15 protein-coding genes and 1 tRNA gene are annotated in these 21,944 nt (G+C 58.4%); 11 read left to right on the top strand and 5 right to left on the bottom strand.

What is annotated here, in order from left to right:
- On the bottom strand, positions 1-2,601 hold the full coding sequence (locus UH5x_RS09050) for a DUF4159 domain-containing protein (RefSeq protein ID WP_482635465.1): 2,601 nt from the start codon (positions 2,599-2,601) through the stop codon (positions 1-3).
- Here UH5x_RS09050 and UH5x_RS09045 point away from each other — a divergent pair.
- The 8 genes from UH5x_RS09045 (at position 2,513) to UH5x_RS09010 (ending at position 15,026) form a co-directional block, all read left to right on the top strand.
- The gene (locus tag UH5x_RS09045; RefSeq protein WP_390173945.1) at positions 2,513-3,616 is read left to right on the top strand and encodes an AAA family ATPase; all 1,104 of its coding nucleotides are present in this window, start codon (positions 2,513-2,515) and stop codon (positions 3,614-3,616) included. The two genes, UH5x_RS09050 and UH5x_RS09045, sit on opposite strands and share 89 nt — an antisense overlap.
- Before the next feature lie 226 nt (positions 3,617-3,842).
- Positions 3,843-6,950, top strand: coding sequence for a PSD1 and planctomycete cytochrome C domain-containing protein (locus UH5x_RS09040; RefSeq protein WP_482635464.1), 3,108 nt, complete (start codon positions 3,843-3,845; stop codon positions 6,948-6,950).
- A gap of 44 nt (positions 6,951-6,994) precedes the next feature.
- Positions 6,995-8,362: a DUF1501 domain-containing protein gene (locus UH5x_RS09035; RefSeq protein ID WP_047815629.1), complete on the top strand. Its 1,368-nt coding sequence runs from the start codon at positions 6,995-6,997 to the stop codon at positions 8,360-8,362.
- A 132-nt stretch (positions 8,363-8,494) separates the two neighbouring features.
- Positions 8,495-9,964, top strand: coding sequence for an SMI1/KNR4 family protein (locus UH5x_RS09030; RefSeq protein ID WP_482635463.1), 1,470 nt, complete (start codon positions 8,495-8,497; stop codon positions 9,962-9,964).
- A 178-nt stretch (positions 9,965-10,142) separates the two neighbouring features.
- Positions 10,143-10,871, top strand: coding sequence for an adenylyl-sulfate kinase (gene cysC / locus UH5x_RS09025; protein WP_482635462.1), 729 nt, complete (start codon positions 10,143-10,145; stop codon positions 10,869-10,871).
- Positions 10,872-10,960: 89 nt separating this feature from the next.
- Positions 10,961-12,844 (top strand): ABC-2 transporter permease, encoded by a 1,884-nt coding sequence (locus tag UH5x_RS09020; protein WP_047815572.1) that lies wholly within the window; start codon positions 10,961-10,963, stop codon positions 12,842-12,844.
- A gap of 35 nt (positions 12,845-12,879) precedes the next feature.
- The gene (locus UH5x_RS09015; RefSeq protein ID WP_047815627.1) at positions 12,880-14,088 is read left to right on the top strand and encodes a CNNM domain-containing protein; all 1,209 of its coding nucleotides are present in this window, start codon (positions 12,880-12,882) and stop codon (positions 14,086-14,088) included.
- Positions 14,085-15,026: a CNNM domain-containing protein gene (locus UH5x_RS09010; RefSeq protein ID WP_482635461.1), complete on the top strand. Its 942-nt coding sequence runs from the start codon at positions 14,085-14,087 to the stop codon at positions 15,024-15,026. Before UH5x_RS09015 ends, UH5x_RS09010 begins: the two co-directional genes overlap by 4 nt.
- A 78-nt stretch (positions 15,027-15,104) precedes the next feature.
- On the opposite strand, the gene UH5x_RS09005 is transcribed toward UH5x_RS09010, so the two are convergent.
- A tRNA-Ser gene (locus UH5x_RS09005) sits at positions 15,105-15,191 on the bottom strand.
- Positions 15,192-16,019: 828 nt separating this feature from the next.
- Here UH5x_RS09005 and UH5x_RS09000 point away from each other — a divergent pair.
- The 3 genes from UH5x_RS09000 to xerC all read left to right on the top strand — a co-directional run bounded on the left by UH5x_RS09000 (position 16,020) and on the right by xerC (position 18,586).
- Positions 16,020-17,336: a hypothetical protein gene (locus tag UH5x_RS09000; protein WP_047815570.1), complete on the top strand. Its 1,317-nt coding sequence runs from the start codon at positions 16,020-16,022 to the stop codon at positions 17,334-17,336.
- Positions 17,337-17,409: 73 nt separating this feature from the next.
- On the top strand, positions 17,410-17,655 hold the full coding sequence (locus tag UH5x_RS08995; RefSeq protein ID WP_482635460.1) for a hypothetical protein: 246 nt from the start codon (positions 17,410-17,412) through the stop codon (positions 17,653-17,655).
- Between the two features lie 28 nt (positions 17,656-17,683).
- Positions 17,684-18,586, top strand: coding sequence for a tyrosine recombinase XerC (xerC, locus tag UH5x_RS08990; protein WP_047815568.1), 903 nt, complete (start codon positions 17,684-17,686; stop codon positions 18,584-18,586).
- A 58-nt stretch (positions 18,587-18,644) separates the two neighbouring features.
- On the opposite strand, the gene rpiB is transcribed toward xerC, so the two are convergent.
- The 3 genes from rpiB to UH5x_RS08975 all read right to left on the bottom strand — a co-directional run bounded on the left by rpiB (position 18,645) and on the right by UH5x_RS08975 (position 21,631).
- Complete coding sequence (rpiB, locus tag UH5x_RS08985; RefSeq protein WP_482635459.1) at positions 18,645-19,130, bottom strand: ribose 5-phosphate isomerase B; 486 nt, start codon at positions 19,128-19,130, stop codon at positions 18,645-18,647.
- Positions 19,131-19,608: 478 nt separating this feature from the next.
- Positions 19,609-20,637, bottom strand: a complete 1,029-nt coding sequence (locus UH5x_RS08980) for an AAA family ATPase (RefSeq protein WP_047815566.1) — start codon at positions 20,635-20,637, stop codon at positions 19,609-19,611.
- A gap of 10 nt (positions 20,638-20,647) precedes the next feature.
- Entirely contained in the window at positions 20,648-21,631 is a 984-nt protein-coding gene (locus UH5x_RS08975; RefSeq protein ID WP_482635458.1) for a lipase family protein, read from the bottom strand.
- Positions 21,632-21,944 lie beyond the last annotated feature (313 nt).

Below are 21,944 nucleotides of genomic sequence, written 5' to 3'. Positions count from 1 at the left end.
TCAGCGATTGAGCGAGTGGAGGATCAAGCCCGCCAGGATGCGGGCGGCGTCCGCGGTGTTGTAACCGGGACACTGGACCGAGTTTTGTGACTCCAGTGCGCAGCTGAGATCGAGCGGGGAGTAGTACACCGCCGCTTGGTCGTCGACTTGCAGTAGGTCAACGATCGGTGTCGATCGCACGCGGCTGATTTTGAGGGTTTGGTTTTTCTGACGTTCGCCCGTTTGATTCGGGCGACGAATCGTGACGTCGCTGAGGTCATAGCCGCCAAAGCGAGTCGTCCACGCGGGATGCTCTTTCTCCATCGGCTCGAACGATTCGCTGGGGAACAGTTCGGCGAGTTGAGTGCGGATGGAGTTCCCAAAGGCTTCGCTGCCGCAGATGGGACTGGCGATGATGATGCCGCCTCGCGAGGCAAACGCTCGCAGGGCATCGCGTTCAGAAGGTTTCAGTTGGACCGCCGTTTGTCCGTGCAGATACAGCACCCCGACGCGGGCCAGTGACTCTTCGGTTAGCTCGATTGGATCGTTGACGGCGATGACTTCGATCGCCAACTTTTCGCGAATCAGGGTCGCGGCGTTGGGGAGTGCTCGCAGGACTTGTTTCTCGCCAGCACCCAAGCCACCCACCGCGATTGGAATGGCGCCTCGGGTGGGCGGCGGTGCCGTCGAGCCATCCACGATCGATGCCGCGTCCAGTTTGTTTTTGAGTTCCCGGCCGGTGGCGTAAGCGATGATGTTTTCGCCGATCGAGATTCCGGCTTCGATCTGCGGGCGAATCGCCGCGGGCATGTCGGCGTTGCGAAGCAAGGGACCGCTGTGTTGCCATCGGCATGACAGGCTGCGAGGTGAATAGAACACCGGTGTTCGGCAACACGCTCCGACTCCGTAGACCCAGTAGTCTTGGCCGATCGCAGCGGGATCGACTGGGCGTTCGGCGAACCAAACCGGATGGGACGGAGGCAATCGCTCCAGCTGGCTGCCGGGGAACCAACGTTGGCTGAGGTCGACCACGCTGTCTTGAAACCCTTTTGCGTCGCCGCAGCCATCGCCCCCGATCGCGTCAAACAGAATTGTGCCACCTTGGTCGATGTACTGTTTCAGATTTGCGATCAGTTCGTTGCTGAACTGAAGTCTTTGCGATCCACGAATGACGATCACGGGAACTTGCAGAAGATCGGCAACCGTTGCGCCTTCGGCTTGGATGGTTTGCCAGGTCAGTTCTTGCGACCAATCGCGTTCGACGTGACGGACCAATTGCTTGAGCGAAGTTGAAAACGGAAGGGACGCGTTGTTGTTCGCGTCCAAGGTTCGAAGCGAGGGATGATCCAGTTGCCCAACGACGACCTGTCGTTTGCCTTTTGAGAGAAACAGCAAGGCAAACGAAGTGGCGACGTCGCGTTTGCTTTCGGCGGGGCCCGATCCGTTCCAGAATCCGCGGAAGGCATCTTGCAGGCCGATCAGGTGTTCGGCTCCCTCGCGATACCAATCGTGCCCGCCGATCAGACGGCGACCGGACAAGCGTCCGACTCGTTCGATGGCGTACAGGTAGTAGAAATCGCTCGACAGCGTGCTGCCAGGGTTGGTTTCGACGGTGAAGATTTGTGAGAGGAACTGGAAGCCTTTTTCGATCCCGGGGTCGCCTGCTTCCTCGTCGCAGCACCGCAGGCTTTTTTGATCGTGGTCAAGCGTGCTCAACGCGTCTTGAGCGATCAGCAGCGATCCGATGCCGGCGCAGGTCATGCTGCCGGTCGGGTCATCGGATCGATACGGCCAACCACCGCGGCGAAATTGGAGGTTCCGCCAGTAGGCTTGGGCTCGCTGGAACACGGCCGGGTCGACTTCGACACCTCGGTTGACCGCTTCCCCGAGAGCCAGCAATGCGAACTGGCTGTTGGAGGGATCACCCTGACCTGCTTGGTCCCCGTAGTTCCAGGCTCCCGGATTCCTCGAGTTGGCTGCTTTTTGTTGGGCAGTCAACCAAGCAACATTGCGTCGGATTCGGGGGAGGTCTTCCAGGGCGCCAACGTGACAGAAAACCAGGGTCTGCAGGCTGACGGCGTAGGTTTGGGTGGGCTCGAATCGGCGGAGGTAGTGCAGGGCTCGGAGCATGTCCGGATCGTTGCGTGACACGCCGGCGTTGAGCCAAGCCAACGTGCAGAGTGACGACAGCCCGCAGGATTGGCCTGTGTATTCATCCCATCCTCCCCGGTCAGTTTGAGACTTGCGAAGGTATTCGACCCCACGATCGATGGCTCGTTGAACCGTGGGGGCATCGATGCGTCCTCGGTTGTCTTGTGCTGCACCGCGTTGGGGTGCAGTGGCAAGCAGAGTCAACGTGCAAAGCACAGCGATGATGGCACACCGATATCGCTTGCTTGCTGCAAGGCGTAAACTGCGTTGACTCCCGCACGCGATCGTTCGGTCGGATTGGTTTGGATCCAAGACACCGCGAATGTGACTCATGCGGAAGCAACCCGTGCGACTCGAAACAATGTGATTTGGACTGTGATTCATGGCTGATCCTTCGGTTCCGACCCCTCCACCGATGAACCCCACGGCAGGCAATGCCGCGTCCAGTGCGAGTTCGGGTGATGCGTCCAAGCCCCGCAATTTGGCAGACGTGTTGCGAGAGTTCTCGGAACACCAAAAGAAGATGCGGGATGAGCTGGCAAAGGTCATTGTGGGCCAAACCGACACGATCGAACAGTTGCTAGCAGCCATCTTTACCCGAGGTCACTGTTTACTCGAGGGTGTACCGGGGCTGGCGAAGACTTTGATGGTCAGCACGCTAGCGAATATTTTGGATGTTTCGTTTAAACGGGTTCAGTTCACGCCGGACTTGATGCCGTCGGACATCACCGGGACACAAGTGATGGAAGAGGACGAATCGGGGCGGCGAAGTTTCCGGTTTGTCGAAGGCCCAATCTTCGCGAATATTTTGCTGGCCGACGAGATCAACCGGACGCCGCCGAAGACGCAAGCCGCGTTGCTCGAGGCGATGCAAGAACGGCAGGTTTCGGTGGGGCGAGAGACCCACACGCTGCCGGACCCGTTTTTCACGATCGCGACGCAAAACCCGGTGGAGCAGGAAGGGACTTACCCGTTGCCGGAGGCACAGCTCGACCGATTCATGTTCAATATCAAAATCGATTACCCCTCGGCGGAAGAGGAAGAGAAGATTCTGACGGCGACGACGCGGGGCGAATCGGTGTCGGTCAACAAAATCCTTTCGGCGCGTGCGATCTTGAATTGCCAGAGATTGGTCAGCAGCATCGCCGCGGGGCCGCTGGTGATTCGTTACGCCGCTCAGTTGGTTCGAGCGACTCGGCCGACCGATGAATCGGCCCCCAAGTATGTACGGGAACTGGTCGATTGGGGGGCGGGCCCGCGAGCGGGACAGAACCTGATTGCGGGTGGCAAGGCCATCGCGGCGATGAACGGACGCTTCAGCGTGGAGCCCGGTGACATTCAAAAGATTGCTCTGCCCGTGTTGCGGCACCGCATCGCCACCAACTTCCAAGCTCAAGCCGAGGGGATGGACACGGATTCGGTGATTCAGCGTCTATTGACTGACATCCCTGTACCGGAACCAGCTAAAATGGAACGTTCCAAGTGACAGATGTCGAGCCACCAAAGCGTCGGCAAAACAACTGCATCACTCCTGCCAGATGCCCACCCGACCCACGCAGCCCATGTCGTCTCGATTTCCAAACCGGTCCACCCGCCCCCGCATAAAAGGTGTCAGGTACCTTTTTGGTAGTTTAGGGTGTTTTAGTTCAGGGCTGACAAGTCAACAGAAAGGTGTCAGGTACCTTTTTTGCGGCAGACCGAAGTTCCCCAGGTTGCCAAAAAGGTACCTGACACCTTTTTTGTGGGGAGTGTTGGTGGCGGGGAGTTGTTGGGCGGACGACGAGTCGGGGAAACGGGAGTTCTTTGAGAATCGCATTCGGCCTTTGCTGAGCGAGCATTGCTATGAGTGTCACGGCGCGGATTTCGATGAGCGACAAGGGAGTTTGCGTGTCGATCATGGATCGTTTTTGCTGAGCGGTGGCGATTCGGGCCCGGCCATCGTTGCAGGTGAAGCGGATGCGAGTTTGCTGATCGAAGCGGTTCGTTTTGAATCGTATGAGATGCCACCGTCGGGCAAGCTGTCTGACGAGGACATTGGCGCGTTGGAACGATGGGTTTCGGAGGGGGCCTACTGGCCGGAAGAAGCTCTGCCCGAAGGGGCCGAGGGCGAAGCCAAGTCATTTGATTTGGACGACCGACGGGAAACGCATTGGGCTTGGCAGCCCGTCCAAGATCACACGGCACCCGAGGTCAGCGATCCGGCTTGGTCACGGGACACGATCGATCGTTTCATCTTGGCTGGTTTAGAAGACGCGGGGCTGTCCCCTGCTCAACCCGCGGATCGTGGCACGTTGGTGCGGCGTTTGACGTTCGCACTGACAGGATTGCCAGCCACGCCGGAAGAAGTCGTCAACTTCGAAGGTGATGGGCGTCCCGACGCGATGCAGCGTTTGTTGGATCGGCTGATCGCTTCACCCGAGTTTGGAAACCGTTGGGGACGTCATTGGTTGGACTTGGTTCGGTACGCTGAATCTCGTGGTCACGAGTTTGACGCGGACATCCCCAACGCGGACCGGTACCGCGACTACGTTGTTCGAGGGCTCAATGCGGATGTGCCGTATGACCAATGGGTCAGGGAGCACATCGCCGGGGATTTGATGACTCAGCCGCGGATGAGTTTTCATGACGGCGAAGGCGGCAGGCCGTTCAATGAATCGATCTTGGGGACTGGGTTTTGGCATTTGGGTGAGTGGGTTCATTCGCCGGTTGATATTCGCAAAGACGAATCGGACCGCATCGACAACATGATCGATGTGATGTCGAAAACCTTCCAAGGAGTCACGGTTGCCTGCGCTCGGTGTCACGATCACAAGTTCGATGCGATTTCGACCGCCGATTACTACTCGCTGACGGGGTTTCTGCAGAGCAGCGATTACGCGGAGATTCGATTCGATTCGATCGAGCACAATCGTCAGGTTGCGAAGCAAATTCGGGAGCTGGATGAGAGCTATCGCGAAAAATTTGAGGCGATTTTTGAGGAGCTTTACGACGCGGTGGAGCGGTCGGGCCAAAGCATCGCTTGGCCTGATTCGGTCGTGCACGCCTTCGATCAGCTTGATGCAGGCGACTATCGCCAAAACGGATTCATCTTTGGTGCGAAGCCGATGCGATCCGGGGAGCCGGAGTTGATGGAGCCCGCTGCTTCGGAACCAGCGGCCGACAAGTTGGTCTCGTTGGCTCGGAACGCCGCGGCCAAGAACGATGTTTCATGGAACGGATTGGAATCCATTCGTTCCAACGCCACCAACGCACGAGGCAAATTGAGAGCTTATCCTCGGGCCGGTCGAACGCTTCGTCTGCCAACGTTTGCTTTGACAGAGCCGATGGTTTCCATCCGAGTCCGTGGATCAGGAAACATCTTTGCTTGTGTGGATTCTCATCGATTGGTCGAGGGGCCGTTGCATGGCGAAACGATCATTCAGTTCAAGGAAGTGGATGGCTGGGTTCAGTTGAATCTGGGCAGGTACGTTGGACATCGACTGCATTTAGAGCTGACTCCTGCGGAAGATCAAAGCCTTGAAATTCTGTGTGTGGCTCAGTCGTCCAAGGCCGATGTGGCGGAGACTCGAAAGCAGATTCAGGGCCAGTTGGACGAGCAGGCGAAACGCATCGAGAAGTTGGAAACGCAACTCCGAGCACGCGTGGCGGCGGATGAAGGGCTTCGTTCGGAGGTCGCCGCTTGGCAAACGGAATGGTTCGAAACGCGTCAGCAGTTGGTGGCTCAGATACAGAAGCGATCGCGTGTGGCGATCGGAATGATTGACGGGAGCGGGGAAGACGCAGCGATCTTGATTCGCGGCAATTCGTCCAGCGAAGGCGACATCGAGCCGCGACATTTCCTGACCGCGATCACGGGCGGCGAACGCCTTGGCGATGAACAAGGAAGCGGGCGTTTGGAATTGGCCGACGAGATCAATGACCCGCACAACCCACTGACCTCTCGGGTGATCACGAACCGGTTGTGGCATCATTTGATGGGACGCGGCATCGTGCCGACGACGGATGACTTTGGCGTTTTGGGGATGCGGCCCACCCACCCGGAATTGCTCGATCACTTGGCCACGGACTTTGATCGTCACGGTCGGCATTTGAAATGGATGATCCGGCGAATCGCTTTGACAAGCACTTATCAGATGTCAATGCAGGGAGCATCGGATGAGATCTCCGCGTTGGCATCCACGGTCGATCCGAAGAACGAACGGCTGCATCAACGGAACCTGCAACGGCTCGAGGGCGAAGTCCTTCGTGACAGCTTGCTTGCGATTTCGGGACAGCTGGACCGATCTTCGGAAGGCGGTTCCGTGCCGATTCATTTGACCTCGTTCATGAAGGGGCGAGGTCGTCCAGCGAAGAGTGGTCCGATGGATGGTGACCGGCGACGCTCGATTTACGTTGCGGTTCGTCGGAATTTCCTGTCGCCGATGATGAGCGTGTTTGACACGCCGACTCCATTCAGCACGATGGGCCGTCGCAACGCGTCCAATGTTCCAGCTCAAGCCTTGGTGATGCTGAACGATCCCTTTGTGCGAGAGCAGGCTCACTTGTTTGCCGAGCGTGCAATGCGGGAGGTGCCTCGCGAGCCGGGATCCGAGAGGGGCGAGTCACCTCGTTTGTCTGGGGAGACAACGGTGGACCGCCGAATCGATTGGATGATCTGGAATGCGTTGGGACGCCCTGCGAAACCGTCTGAGTTGCAATCCATTCGTCAGTACCTGACGGCCTGGGGGCAGGCCTCGGGGGCAACCATGGAAGATGTTTCGTTGTGGGCCAATGTGGCTCATGCCATCGTCAACACCAAAGAATTTGTGTTTGTGCCATGAGTGGTTTTTCAACTTTGGGTCGTCAGGCCATCAGTCGTCGGCAGATGTTGGCTCAGACCTCGATGGGGTTCGGTGGCGTGGCTTTGGCGGCGCTCATGAACGAAGCCGCTGCGGAGCATGCCGGCCATGGGGTGCATCATCCAGCCAGGGCCAAGCACGTCATCTTCCTTTACATGGATGGGGGGCCGTCGCAGATCGACACGTTCGATCCCAAGCCCTTGCTGACCAAGATGGACGGGCGTGATCCGGGCGATTTGTTTCGCGTCGAGCCGACCCAGTTCAACAACAACGGAAAGGTTCTGGGCAGCCCTTGGAAGTTCAAACAGCACGGTGAGAGCGGGATTCCGGTCAGCAGTTTGTTCCCGCATGTCGCGGAATGCGTCGACGAATTGGCGGTGGTTCGTTCGATGGTCTCGGAGTTTTCCGAGCACACGTTTGCGAACTACTTTTTGCACACGGGAAGTGGTTTGCAGGGACGACCAAGCATGGGGGCCTGGGTCAATTACGGCCTGGGATCGGAATGCGACAACCTGCCTGGTTTCGTGGCACTCAACGGAGGCCTGATTCCTCCTGGCGGTCTGGATTGTTTTGGCAGCGGGTTCTTGCCGGCGACTTATCAGGGATCGGTCTTCCAGCCACATGGCACCGCGGTCGCGAACATCCAGTCCCCGGAGCCGGACATTGGACGCCAACGAGCGCATTTGGATCTGATTGGCGAGTTGGATTCCGAAGCGATGCGTCATGGGCTTCGGCATGACGCGATCGAATCTGCGATTTCAAATTATGAGTTGGCGTTTCAAATGCAGGCCGCGGTCCCGGATTTGATGTCCATCGAGGACGAACCGGAGCACATTCGCAAATTGTACGGGTTGGATGCGGAGTACAAACCCACGCAGACTTATGCCGCGGAATGCTTGATCGCCCGGCGTCTGATCGAACGGGGCGTGCGGTTCATCGAGCTGACTTGCCCGAATGTCGGTGCCGATCGTTGGGACCAACACAGCAACCTGAAAAAAGGGCACGAGAACAACGCCCTGGCGGTGGATCAACCGATTGCGGGATTGCTGAAGGATCTCCGGCAACGAGGTTTGTTGGATGAGACGTTGGTCGTTTGGGCTGGGGAATTTGGGCGAACGCCGTTTGCGCAAGGTGCCAATGGCCGCGATCACAACCCCTTTGGGTTCTCCATTTGGATGGCGGGTGGCGGGATTCAGCCGGGGATGACTTACGGGGCGACCGATGAATTCGGTTACAAAGCAGTGGAAAACCGAACGGAAATTCACGATCTGCACGCCACCATGTTGCATTTGATGGGCGTCGATCACACGCGATCCACGTTCCGGTTTGGCGGTCGCGACATGCGATTGACCGATGTGAAGGGACACGTGATCGAGGCCGTCTTGCAGGGGTAGTGGGGCCGAACTAGCTCCGACGCTCTTGCGGTGACTTCCAGTCGAGCGTTAGTGTTTGGGCGAAGGCCAGATGCTTTACAATTTGCATTGCCTTTCTTTTCTCCTCTTTTCTGCTGTCGCACTCCGCAATCTGTGTCTGATCCTTTGGATGATGCCGAGACACCCTCTGGCCCGAACGCTTCGGTTCAATCAGGTCAGTCGCTTGATACTGCGCCGAAATGGTCCGATCAACTGCAGGAACGATTTGCGGTGACGCTGCAGCCGGACTTGGCGTCCTGGTTTGACGACGAGGTGTGGCGGTCTCCCGGAAATGGCGAATTCGTCGTGGCCGTTTCGCCGGAAACGTTGCTCAAGTCCGTTCCTGATCCGGTCTGGCCGCCCTTGATGCCTCCCAATTTTCTGCCTTTGGTGGGAAGTCATGCGGGGGATTGGCTCTGCTTGCGACTGTCTGACGGGGAAAACGCGGCGGGGGGAGCTGCTTACGATTTGTGTCATTGGTACCACGGTGGCGGCGATTGGCTGCCCTGGGGGAACTCTCTGGCCGAGGCCTTGTTGTTCGATCAGATTTTGCCGTTTTTGCCTGCCAGCGATCATCGGCACGCGATTCCTTCGCCGATGGACAACGCTCGTTCGGTTCAGCCGGGAACGAATGCTTGGCAGGATTGGATGACACGGTGGTTGCCGGAGGGGGTGCGTCCGATCGCCCAGGAGCAACGCTGGCAGTCCGAAGGCACGGGCTGGATCGACGATTTGTTGAACGCGGGTGTGTGCGGTGTTGCGATCGGTTGCCAGTTGGTGATCGACGAGTTGAGCAACGAATTGACGCGGCACTTGATGCCGGCTGATGCCAACCGAATGGGTCTCGCCTGGAATGACATCATGCGGTGGGGGTTTGATTTACGGACGTTGCCCGTGGAGATCGCCAATCGGTTGCAAGACGAAGGGGCCGTTCAGCCGGGCGCGATGGACCCAGCCCAACAGAATTGGTCGCGGATCGAGAGCCTTTGTGAACGCACTCACGCGTTGGCACCGGAGTTGGCTTGGGCGGCCGAGTTGCTGGGGTATTGCCGCATGCAACGCGAGGATTTCAGTGGCGCGGCGGTGGCGTTTTGGGCGTCGATGCGGTGCAGTGTGTTCACTGACCAGAGCGTCCGGTTGCGGACTCACTGGGCAACGTCGGGAGCCGAAGGGATGGCCAAGTTTGGTGCCTATTGGATGTCTCACGAGAGCAAGCTGCGGCCCGAGTCAGGGGACACATCGATCGATCAGTCCAAGGCCAAACCACCTGCCAATGCTGTGCCCGCGTCGGTTTCTATGTCCGAGTACCTCGACTGCTTGCAGAACCGGGAGGGTGGTTCGGTGCGGAGTCGTTTGACCACCTTCTTTCTGGAGCGTGCGGACCAGAACACTGCCAGCGGTCAGCATGCCGAAGCGGTTCGATGTCTATACGCGGCGGGTTGGGATTTGGGGACGGAACCGATGACGTTGTACGCCGATTTGCTGGGGCGATTGGTCAATCTCACTCAGGTTGCCGGGTGGACATCCCATGAAATTCTGGCTCGGATGCATCGTGATTGCTTCCGAAAGCGTTACGGCACTTGATTCATCCAGCGGCTCACGTCTCGCCGCTCACGAAAGTATCGCTGTCCAGTTAAGATGGGGGCGGCGTCCAACGCATGCGAAGGCGATGTTGACGTGCCGGCTCGCAATAGCCCCCAGCGAATTGGAGCTGCTTGACTCGCCTTTCTTTCCAAATCGATCCAACTTTCCGAACCGATTCATGAGCCAGCCCAACACGGACCAACCTTCCGCCACCAGCGACGCCAAGGATGATGTTCAGAAGAATATCGTTTGGCACACGCAGACCGTTTCTCGCGAAGACCGGGAATCGAAGTTGGGGCAACGAGGGGTGGTGGTTTGGTTCACTGGGCTGAGCGGATGTGGGAAGAGCACGATCGCGAATGAGTTGGATCGATTGTTGATTCAGCGTGGCGCGACCTGCACGCTGTTGGATGGCGACAATGTGCGTCATGGTTTGTGTGCGCCTCCGGCGGTTTTGAAAAGCGAGCACGGCGAGGAATTCGCGGATCGATTTGGGTTGGGATTCGGTCCGACGGATCGGGAAGAAAACATTCGCCGAATCGGAGCGGTGACGGAACTGTTCGCGTCCGCGGGCGTGATCACGTTGGCTGCCTTTGTCAGTCCCTACCAACGGGATCGAGATCGGGTGCGGAAGACGATTGAGAGCAGCGGTCGGGCTGGTGATTTCTTGGAAGTCTTCGTCGACACGCCGCTAGACGTTTGTAAACAGCGAGATCCCAAGGGGCTGTATCAAAAAGCCATGGCTGGCGAGATCAAGAATTTCACGGGGATCAGCGATCCTTACGATGTGCCTCCCTCGCCCGAGATCCACCTGAAATGGCAGGCAGGCCAGACGCCGCATGATCAGGCGTCTCAGATCATCGCTGAAATGGAGCGGCGCGGCGTCCTGCAGTCCACGGAGGGGTGAATTTCGATGCCGAATCGAACCATTCTCGGGGTGAATGCATACCGACTTGATTCTCGATTGGGTGGTGATGCATTAGACTGCGTCCGCACGTGAATCCACTCGGCACCCTCTTTCGGCAATCGCCTCACGGTTTGATCCCAGTCATGCTCGGCCCCGTTTTTCAACGAGAAGCCTCCGTCGTTCCCAAGCGACCGGCAACCTATGTCACTCGCAGTGTCTATTTGATGGCACTGTTTTTGTTGCTGTGCACGGGTTATTTGGTGCTGGACGGTTCGCGTTCTCTGGCAGCCAACGCGGACGCGGCCAAATTTGGCGGCTGGATGTTTCGTTTGCTCGCTCCGCTTCAGTTGGTGATCTTGTCGGCTTTGGCGGCGGTGGGAGCAGCCAGCAGCGTGGCTCAGGAAAAGGATCGCCGAACGCTGATCTTGATGCTGATGACTCGATTGTCTGGCTTCGAAATCGTGGGGGGAAAAGCGGCTGCCACATTGCTGTCACCTTTCGCCTTGTGCGTCATTTCGCTGCCTTTGTTTCTGACGTTGCCGTTGTTGGGCGGGGTCGCACCAGGGCAAGTCTTTGCCGTTTTTGCGGTCACGATTGTCAGTGTGGTCGTGTCCGCCGCGGTTGGAGTGGTGGTCGCGTTGTGGCGCGAGAAAACGTTTCAGTCGATCGCGTTGACGGTCTTGGTGTTGTTGCTGTTGGTTGCGGCGGGGGAAATCGCGGCGTCGATAAGCGGGGACGACTCGAGATGGGCCATCGCCATCAGTGCCCCACGAGCCTTATTGGCAGCAACGAACGCGGACGCTGGATGGGGAGCTTTTCTGAGCGACGGCGGTGGGCTGTTTGTGTTTGTCGGAAGTGTGTTGTCGGCAGTGATCTTGGCGATCGGAATCGCGAAGGTTCGCGTTTGGAACCCTTCGCGGGAAGTTCGTTTGAAGGCACCGGATCCAGAGACCAGCGAAGAGTTTGCCAGCGAAGCCTTTCAGCGTGATCGCGAGAAAGACCCCACGTCCTGGAAAGTCCGTCAGCCACGCCCGGTTTGGGACAATCCGATCCTTTGGCGAGAGATCCGAACCTGGGCCTATGGTCGCAAGATCATCCTCATTCGGGCGGTCTTTGTCTTGATCTTTGCAATCATTGCGACAGCGATCTATTTGCAGGTGGAAAGCGGCGTCGCGATGGAGCCCGCCGGTCGCATCGGACGTGCTTTGCCAGCGGTCACCATTCCAATGGCAGCTTTGGGCGTGATCAGCTTGGTGCTGGTCAACGCGTTGGCCGTCAACGCGGTGACTGGCGAGCGTGATGGGCTGGCACTGGATCTGTTGCTGGTCACGGACCTTCGTCCCAGCGAGTTTGTGTTTGGCAAATTGTGGGGAGTCATGTACGCGGCCAAGGAGATGATCATCTTGCCGATGTTGTTGACGATCTACTTGGGGCTGTCCGGTGTGATGACGCTCGAGAACATGGTCTACGCGTTGGTGGGCGGTTTCGCTTTGGTGGTGTTTGTGGCCATGCTGGGAATTCACTCGGGGCTGAACTATGTTTCGGGCCGAACGGCGACGCTGGCCAGTCTCGGAACGGTGTTCTTTCTGTGTGTCGGCATCGCGATTTGCATGACGATCATGGTGAGTTTTCGCGGGGCGTTTCAGCTTCAGTTGGCACCGTTTTTGGTGATGATCCTGGGGGGTGGGCTGGCCCTGTTCGCGGCTCTGGGGTGGCGGAATCCATCGTCCGCGATCTTTGCCGCATCGTTCGCGTTGCCGTTGATCACCTTTTATGCGATCACGCAGTTTCTTCTGCAGACCGATCACCTGTGGGTCGTGTTCAGCTTGTTGGCTGGTTATGGGTTCACGACCGCGGCGATGATGATTCCAGCGCTGAGCGAATTTGATGTCTCCTTGGAACCGGACCGCGGGAACGAGACCACGCGGACGACGGGTGATCCCCCCGAGGCGTTGCCGGGGTCCACGAATTGAACGAGCTGGTGTCGAAGTGGCCCTTTTTGGCTGCGATGCTCATTCTCATTGTGGCCAGCGGACTGTTCAGTGGCAGTGAAGCGGCGCTCTTCTCGCTGAAGGAACGCGACCGCAAGCGGATTGGGCGGAATGGGGCTTCGGGTCGAGTGGTGACTCATTTGTTGTCCCAGCCGGATCGATTGCTGGCAGCGATTCTGTTTTGGAATCTGCTGATCAACATGACGTACTTCACCTTGGTTGCGATCGTCTCCGCGGACCTGTCGCGGCCGGGGGTTTTCACGTTGGTCTGTTTGCTCACGATCATCTTTTTCAGTGAGATGTTGCCCAAGAGTTTTGCGGTGATGACGCCAGCTCGCATTGCCCTGTCAGTGGGCGTGCCGATGACGATTGCGGTGGGCATTGTGTCGCCGATTTTGCCGTTTGTGAAATGGGCCAACGAGGCGGCGGGCCGTTTGCTGTGGCCATCCTTTGAACCAGAGCCCGAGATTGAGCTGACGGACATCGAACGCGCGATTGAGTTGGGGACCGATGACGCAACGCTGCTTCGGCGAGAACGTTTGGCGCTGCGTTCCTTGGTGATGATGGCGGAAATTCAAGCCGATGAGATGATGCGTCCACGCAGCAAACTGATGATTGTTTCGCCACCTTTGGAGACCTCGTTGTTGGGTGAAGGTTCGCCCCCGGGAGGCTATCTGATGGTGGCGGATCCAGAGGACACTTCGGGGCAAACGATTCTTGGTTCGATCGCAGTGCGGTTGCTGCGGCCACAGCAGATCGATGATTTGCCTTCTGCAGTGGAGCAGGTGTTGCACGTCCCGTGGTCCGCCAAAATAGCGCAGGTTTACGACCAGTTGGACGAGCAGGGAATCAGTGTGGCGGTCGTTGTCAATGAATTCGGCGAGGTTGTCGGAGCGCTCACCGTCGATGACATCTTGCGAGGTGTGCTGGCCAGCACGGATCAGTTGGACGCAGCGGAAGACCAAATCAAACGCTTGGGTGGCAATCACTTTCGGATGCCAGGTTCGACGAGCCTGCGAGCGCTCGCGAAAACGTTGGGGATTGATCTGCCGGAGGAACGCACCGCGACGGTTGGCGGGCACATCCAACGTCACAACGAACGTGTGCCACGGGCTGGCGATGTGGCTCCGTTGGCGGAGTTTGAATTGGTGGTCACGGAGGAGGACGAAGACGGGATTTGGATCGAAGCTTGGTTGGGTCCCGAATCGGAGCGACCTTCCTCATGATGATGGCAGTGGGAATCTTTTTGATCGGGTTGGCACTGTCGGCCTTCTTCAGTGGAAGCGAGACCGGGCTGTATCGTGTTTCGCGAACACGGTTGGTGCTGGATGGACTGAGTGGTTCCTTCGCAGGTCGCGGTTTGGTGTGGATGATCAATCATCCTGCGATCTTCGTGGCCACGACGCTGGTGGGGAACAACTTGGCCAATTACCTGACCAGTTTGGCGATCGTGATGTTCGTCGGGACGTTGGTTGGTGGCGGGGAAGCGATTGAATTGGCGGCCACGGTGATGATGACGCCCGTTGTGTTTGTGTTTGGGGAGTTGCTTCCCAAGCATCTGTTTTATCAAGCGCCGTATCGATTGCTTCGAGGCACGCGGTGGCTGTTGTTGTTGGCAACGATCGTGTTCGCGCCGATCTCGCTGCTGTTGAGTTTGCTGGGGACTGCGCTTCAGAAATTGACGGGCGAAACACCGTTTCGATTGCGGCTCTCGATGGCTCGCGGTGACTTGGACCAGGTGTTGCAAGCGGGCCAGGACGCCGGGATTCTCGCTGCTGGTCAACGGAATTTGGCTCAGAACGTGTTTGATGTTGGCAACGGTTCCGCGGTTCAGTTCGGTGTGCGGCCGGAGCGTTTGGCGGTGGTGGATTCCCCGGTGGATTTGGAACTTGCTCGTCGTCAGGCTCGCCGGCAGAATCACCCGATCATCTTGGTGCGTCGGAAAGGGCGGATCATCGGCTTCTATCGCTACGCGGACTTGGTGCACCAGGATCAGGTTCCCACGCCGCTGCCAATCGTTCGCGGTTCCTTGACAGACCGGCACTTGGGGTTGCTGCTGCGTTTGTACGACGCTCACAGCGACGTCGCGGTGCTGTACGAACCAAGTGGCAAGATTGGCAGCGTGGTGACCCGGCGGCAATTGTTGCAGCCGCTGCTGGTCTGATTCGCAACCGAAGCGGTTCGCGTGACCCGCCGAGAACTGTCTCGGCCGTTTGTCCGCAGCGAGCGGTGAGAGAAGAAGCGGATGGGGTGGGATTCGAACCCACGGTAAGGTCTCCCCTACGCTAGTTTTCAAGACTAGAGCCTTCGACCACTCGGCCACCCATCCGGCGAGGCGGATTTTAGCAGGCCGCCGCGACTTCGCCCAGACGAGGTTGAGCGTCTTCGCTGGTTCCCTGCGCACCCGGTGAATGGCAGGCTCCTGCCTGGCGAGTGGTGGGGTGGCGAGGCGGGAACCTCGGGGGCAGTGCGTTCCCAGGCAGGGCCTGGGGACGAGGGATGAGGGCTTTTCGGCTGGTTCCCAGGCTCTGCCTGGGCATCCGATGAATGGCAGGCTCTGCCTGGCGAGAGGTGGGGTGGCGAGGCGGGAGCCTCGGGGGCAGTGCGTTCCCAGGCGGGAGCCTGGGGGCGAGGGATGAGGGCTTTTCGGCTGGTTCCCGGGCTCTGCCTGGGCACCCGATGAATGGCAGGCTCCTGCCTGGCGAGTGGTGGGGTGGCGAGGCGGGAGCCTCGGGGGCAGTGCGTTCCCAGGCGGGAGCCTGGGGACGAGGGATGAGGGCTTTTCGGCTGGTTCCCAGGCTCTGCCTGGGCACCCGGTGAATGGCAGGCTCCTGCCTGGCGAGTGGTGGGGTGGCGAGGCGGGAACCTCGGGGGCAGTGCGTTCCCAGGCTCTGCCTGGGCACCCGATGAATGGCAGGCTCTGCCTGGCGAGTGGTGGGGTGGCGAGGCGGGAGCCTCGGGGCAGTGCGTTCCCAGGCAGAGCCTGGGGACGAGGGGCGAATGAACTCATCGGAAAGCAGCGACGACGCCTCGGTTGAGTCTCGGCTCCGATCCGCGAAATCGACCGGTGAGGGGAAATGCGTGGGATTTTCGGATTGGGGTGAAGAGAGGGCGGGCAGTGGGCCGATGAGAGTGGTGGGGGTGGAGACATTGCGCGATGACCGAGGGGTCGATCGTGAAACACATGGCTCGCCAAATGACATTCTTATTCGCGTCCGCTTGGACTCGCATCACCACGGTGTGCGTGTGCCTGAGCGTTTCGCTGCTGAGTGGCTGCACGCTGGTTCCGGAAACGCGCCAGCGAGACACACTGCACAATCCGTTTCCGCAAATGAAGCGGGTGGCGGTGCTGCCGTTCTACAACCAAAGCCACCAACCCAACGTGGATGGTGACGAGGTTGCTCGTTCGTACTACGCGGCTTTGCAAGCGATTCCCGGTTTTGAAGTGTTGCCGGTGGGCGTCACCTCGACGCAGTACCGTGCCTATTCGATGCAGTACGGCGAACCTCGTGTGGGAGCGGATTTCCAACGATTGGCCCAGATGATGGACGTCGAAGCGATTGTGGTTGGATCGATCACGGACTTCGACGCGTATTACCCACCGCGAATGGGAATGACCGTCCATTGGTACGCTGCCAACGAAGGGTTTCACGCGATCCCGCCCGGCTACGGTTTGCCTTGGGGAACGGAAGGCGAAGAAAAGATTCCAGCTCGGATTGTGCGGGAAGCGGAATTCGAACTGGCTCGCAGCCAACTGAAAACGCAAACGCCCCAGCGGATCTCGGAAGCTTCACCGGTTGAGCAGACGACGGAGTCAGACGCTTCGGCTGAGCCAGAATTTGCGAATTCCAACCCACTGAGAAAGGGCGTGGATCCGTTCGGCGAGGACAATTTGTCAAAAGACCCCGAATCAGCCGGAGTGATTCGCTTGGTCGATCATCACTCGTACCAGGCCGAAGTGGCTGAGCATCAGGTGGTCAGTCCCAACCTGGCACCATCGATCAACGACGGAAACGTTGTTTGGGAAGAGGACTTGGACTGGGAAGGCGATGGAATCGTGGATGGCAGTGCCATGAATCTCAGCGTCATGGATCCCAATGGAATGATGTTCGAAGAGTCGTGCGGTTCCGAAGGCTTTGCGAGCGTTGCTCCACTGCCACCGGCTTGGCCTGATCCGACCGATTTGATTCCGGATCCGCCCGCCATGACGCCACCTCCGATGATCGCCCAGCATGACCCGGTGCTCTCACACACTCGGTTGTATCGCGGGGATGATCCGTACTTCACGCAGCGTTTGGAAGACTACGTTGAGACGGGGGATGACGCACGCGGGATGGCTTGGCAGGGTTATGTCAAACGTAGCGATGATTTCATTCGTTTCTGTTGTCACTTGCATATCGTCGAAATGTTGGAGTCCCGGGGCGGTCGGGACCAAAGCGACCTCATTCTGCGCTGGCCCGTGAGCCGATACTGAGCAGCATCGCGGGAAACTCCGCCAACGGAAGTTTCTCCGGACCCGCGACATTCGCACTCAGGACGATCAAACGATGGAAAAGGAAGTCAACGTGTTGGCCTTGGTCAAAGGCGAAGAACGTTTCATCTTCTTGTTCGACGACGAGAACCGTGACGAGACCCTGCGCCAGTTGGCGCGGTTTGCTGCCAACCCCGAGCTGGACTTTTCGTGGTACGACGCGGCAATGTTGTCTCGCAAAATTCGCGAAACCGTTGTGGTGGACGACGAAGTGTCGGCCAGTGCCGAGTTCGATTCGCTTTCCATCGATGACTTTGTTTGATTCTTTCCGTCAGCAGTGAGCCTCGGTTTTGCGCACGGCAATCACTCGATTTCTGCAGCACATGGCGACCGAACGCAATGCGTCAGATTTGACGATCAAAGCGTACCGGGAAGACTTGTTCGCCTTCGCGGAATGGATCGGTCAGTCAGACATCGGTCGGGTCCAGCTGGACTCGCTGACACCACAGCAGTTGCGGAAATTTCAGGCAGCGCTTCAGCAGGCTGGTTACGCTCGCAGCACGATCTCTCGAAAACTGGCTTCGCTGCGAAGTTTCTTCAAGTTCGCGATGCGGGAAGGGCTGGCGAGCAGCAACCCGGCCAAGCCGCTACGGAATCCACGCAGCAATCGGAAGCTTCCGCATGTCTTGACCAGTGACGAGGTGGGGCGATTGTTGGTCGCACCACCGGCAATCAGCGAAGCGGGACTTCGCGACCGAGCGATCCTGGAGACGATGTATTCGTCAGGCCTGCGGGTCAGCGAATTGGTGGGGCTGCGCGATGGTGACTTGGATTTTTCGCAAGGGATCACGCGGGTTCGCGGGAAAGGTCGCAAGGAACGCATCAGCCCGTTGGGATCTTTCGCGATCAAGGCGATCCAGGCTTATGCCGGTCGTCGCAGTCGATCGCCGGAGTCGGAGAAGCTGGGCCGATCAGCGCCGGTGTTCGTCAATCGGTTTGGCAACATCCTGACCACTCGCAGCGTGGGGCGGATGCTGGAGAAATACATTGCCAAGGCGGAGTTGGATGCCCGAACCAGTCCCCACACGTTGCGGCATTCGTTCGCGACTCACTTGCTTGATCGCGGCGCGGACATTCGCAGTGTCCAAGAACTACTTGGCCACAAGTCGCTGACGACCACGCAGATCTACACGCATGTCAGCGCGACGAATCTGCGGCAGGTCTATGAGAAGGCTCACCCTCGCTCGGCATAACGGTTCGTTCGCGAACGCTCGCATTGGAGTTGTTCGCGACGTCTCGCTCCAGTCCGGATCAGTCGCACTCGAGTGCCAGGATTTTGTTGAGGCGACGTTGGTGACGTTCTTCGGGCGTGTAGTTGGCCTTCAGGAACGATGAGATGATCTCGTAGGCCAGTTCGCTGCCGATGATCCGGCCGCCGATGCACAGCACGTTCATGTCGTCGTGCTCCACGCCCTGGTGAGCGGAATAGGTGTCGTGGCAGATGGCGGCCCGGATACCAGTGATCTTGTTGGCGGCGACGCTGACGCCGACACCACTGCCACAAATCAGGAGGCCGCGGTCGGCTTCTCCGCTGTTGATTCGCTCCGCGACTTCGACGGCGAAATCGGGGTAGTCACAGGAGGTCTCGTCATCGGTCCCGCAGTCGATCAGGCTGGCGACCTGCGATCCAAAACGCTCGACAACGAGTTGTTTCAGAGCGAAACCGGCATGGTCGCCACCAACAGCCAGGCGAATGGGCGAGACGGATTCCGCATTTTGCGACATAGGACCAGACACCGACGAAAGAACGAGCCAAAAAAGAGAAGTCTTGAAGACGCCACAAGATAGTCATTCGGCGGCGATTCGTAACCGGGGCTTGGGGGCGAGGTGGTTGAGGCAGGATTGCAAATTGGCAATCGGTGAAATCAGGTGACTCGGTAGACCGAAGTCACTTTGCAATTTGCATTGAGAGATTTGGACTGTGCAATTTCCCGGCACATCCCCACGACGGCCCCTCCGGGGCGACCATTTGTTTTTTTGACATCCATCTCGGGGCTTCCGCCCCGAGCTAAGGACGACGGCCCCGTCCGGGGCGAATTGGTGTGATTGCCGGGTGGAAAATGGCGGGCGAGGTGGTTGAGGCAGGATTGCAAATTGGCAATCGGTGAAATCATGTGACTCGGTAGACCGAAGTCATTTTGCAAATTGCATTGACAAATTTGCACTTTGCAATTCATCCACGGTGCCCCGTCCGGGGCAACGTGGAGCAAGCCCTCTAAATCAGGTCGTCGTCGTCCTCGTCTTCGCGATCGGGGTGCAGTGGGTCGTCGGCGTCGAAGAAGAGGTCTGCTAGACCCAAGGGGACGGCGTCGCCGCCGAGGGTGCGTTTGCGGCGTTCTGCGAGGGATTCCAAGTCAACGGCTTCGTCGCCCAGGCATTTTTCCAGGGCTTCTTGCCAGGCGGCATCGTGGGCGACCGGGTGCGATGGGTTTTGTTTCATCCGCTTGATCGCGAATCGCAGCAGGTTGATGCCGTCTCGCGGTGAGAAATCCAGTTTCAGCTCGTGGGACCGCTGCAAGAAATCGACGGTCAATGCGAGCATTTCTGGCTCGGCGAACGGCAGGTGGTACTGCAGGATCGCCATCTCGTCTTGCTTGTTAGGGAACCCTACCTGCAGCGTTGGTTGCAGCCGACTGAGGATGTAGTCGGGAATCTCAAATGTCGACTCGTCCTGATTCATCGTCACGGCCGAACGGAATTCGTCGGAGGCGGGGATCGTGATTCCCGCAACGATTGATTCGACATAGCGGCGACTATCAAAAAGCGGTGCCAGCGAGGCCCATGACTTTTCGTTCATGCGGTTGCCTTCGTCCAGAATGCAAACGCCGCCCGTGATCATGGCGGTGACCAGTGGCGATGCGTGGTAGGCGATCTCGCCACCGCGACTGAGCACGGGGGTGATCAGCAAATCCTCGGGGCGTGTGTCAGCCGTGCACTGGTAGATGTACAGGGGCAGCCCCTGGCGTTTGGTGGCGGCAATCGCCAGCTGAGTCTTGCCGACCCCTGGGGAACCGATCAAGCGAGGGGTGAGCGGGAGATCCGATTCGTCCACCGTCAACCAGCACGCCAGCAACTGCATCAGCAGTTCGTGCTGGCCAATCCAGTCACTGGCCGCCTCATAGGGATGAGCCAGTTTGAGTTCGACGCCGCCAATTTGAACGACCTCCGGTTCGCGTGCGAAGCGATCGGAGGCGGATGGTTGCGAAGGGCGGTTTTCGGATGGATTCGGCGAAGGCGAATTCATGGGGTGTCCGTCAGGAGGCTTCGGTTTCAGATTTTTGTCCCGTCAAGTCTGAAGCATCGACGGGGCTTTCGCCACGCCCCATCGCATCCTGCTCGTCACGAACGGCTTCCAAGATGGGATCGATGTAGTTGTGCAGCGGATGGTCGCTGAAGTGATCGATTCGAAACCGCCTCAGACCACGCAAGAACCCGTGCCAGCGGTCCCGTCGTTTTCGGATCATCCCCAACTGACCGATCCGCCCGTTTCGATTGATATACACTTCCGTGCCGCAGTGCCGATAACCCATCCAAGCGGGTGGGACCCGGGTCACAACGTCGTTGTTATTGACGTAGCGATAGTGGGGCAACTGAACGAAATTGATATATCGTTTGTCACCGACACGGGGACTCCCGTAGGTGAACAACCCTCGCGGTACCGATTGGATGTGGGACAGATAACATCGCCCCGCACAGATGGTTGCCATGGCACCACCCAGCGAATGGCCGCAGAACCAAACCGGTTGCTCATTGCCGACCAACGCAGTCTCGAGCATCGGCCACAAATCATCGACCTCGGTTTTGAACCCGCGGTGAACTTTGCCAGCTGTTTCAGCCAAGACCGAGGCGGCGTTTGCGTCCGCTCGAATGTCGTTCCATTCGTTCGGTTCGGTGCCGCGACAGGCAATCACGCAATCTTGATCGTTGCGAAAGCGGTATGCCTGCGAACCGTCGTGATCAAAGAACGTGACATCGGGGAAGCCGATCATCGCCGCTGCGACAGTGGCTTCACGCCGATCGTTGTAAGCGACCATCGCAAGCTCAGCGAAGAGCAGTGACTTTTGGAGAAACGTCATGTCCTCGATTGCCCCTTTGACGTCGCTATGGACGACCACCGGGACTTCGTTGGGATCCTGGACAACGCCAGCGATAGGCTTCAGTTCCAGTGCATCAGATGGTTCGCTCATCTGAGAAACTCCATTTCGAATGAAAAGATCAGCGTCCTCATTGTGCCACACGGATTCGCCCAGCGGGATAGGCTTTCAAATGGCAACCAGCTCAGATCGGATGATTTCACATCGCGCTGACAATCGTGGGCCCGCCATCCGGCGCGAGAGCGAAATCGAATCGACGACGCTGTCGCGGACTTGATTCCACCGAGTGTCCCATTCGCTTCGTTTTCAGCACACGGGTTGAGAAAACCCTAAGCAGTTACGCAGGTGTCATCGGGCAAGTGAGCCGTTTGGCGTTCGCCACGGTTCCCACGCAAAACCGGGGCTGACGCTGGGCTACGAAATATTTGGTGTGACGGAACGCATTCGTTTACGCAAG

It is taken from the genome of Rhodopirellula sp. UH5 (genome assembly GCF_056839225.1).
This window is presented reverse-complemented; position numbering and strand designations above follow the sequence as displayed.

Bases quoted from the DNA above. Each gene is read 5' to 3' on its own strand.
- UH5x_RS09045 (WP_390173945.1), top strand. From the start codon at position 2,513: ATGGCTGATCCTTCGGTTCCGACCCCTCCACCGATGAACCCCACGGCA.
- UH5x_RS09035 (WP_047815629.1), top strand. From the start codon at position 6,995: ATGTTGGCTCAGACCTCGATGGGGTTCGGTGGCGTGGCTTTGGCGGCG.
- cysC (WP_482635462.1), top strand. From the start codon at position 10,143: ATGAGCCAGCCCAACACGGACCAACCTTCCGCCACCAGCGACGCCAAG.
- UH5x_RS09015 (WP_047815627.1), top strand. From the start codon at position 12,880: ATGCTCATTCTCATTGTGGCCAGCGGACTGTTCAGTGGCAGTGAAGCG.
- UH5x_RS09010 (WP_482635461.1), top strand. From the start codon at position 14,085: ATGATGATGGCAGTGGGAATCTTTTTGATCGGGTTGGCACTGTCGGCC.
- UH5x_RS09000 (WP_047815570.1), top strand. From the start codon at position 16,020: ATGACCGAGGGGTCGATCGTGAAACACATGGCTCGCCAAATGACATTC.
- UH5x_RS08995 (WP_482635460.1), top strand. From the start codon at position 17,410: ATGGAAAAGGAAGTCAACGTGTTGGCCTTGGTCAAAGGCGAAGAACGT.
- UH5x_RS08980 (WP_047815566.1), bottom strand. From the start codon at position 20,637: ATGAATTCGCCTTCGCCGAATCCATCCGAAAACCGCCCTTCGCAACCA.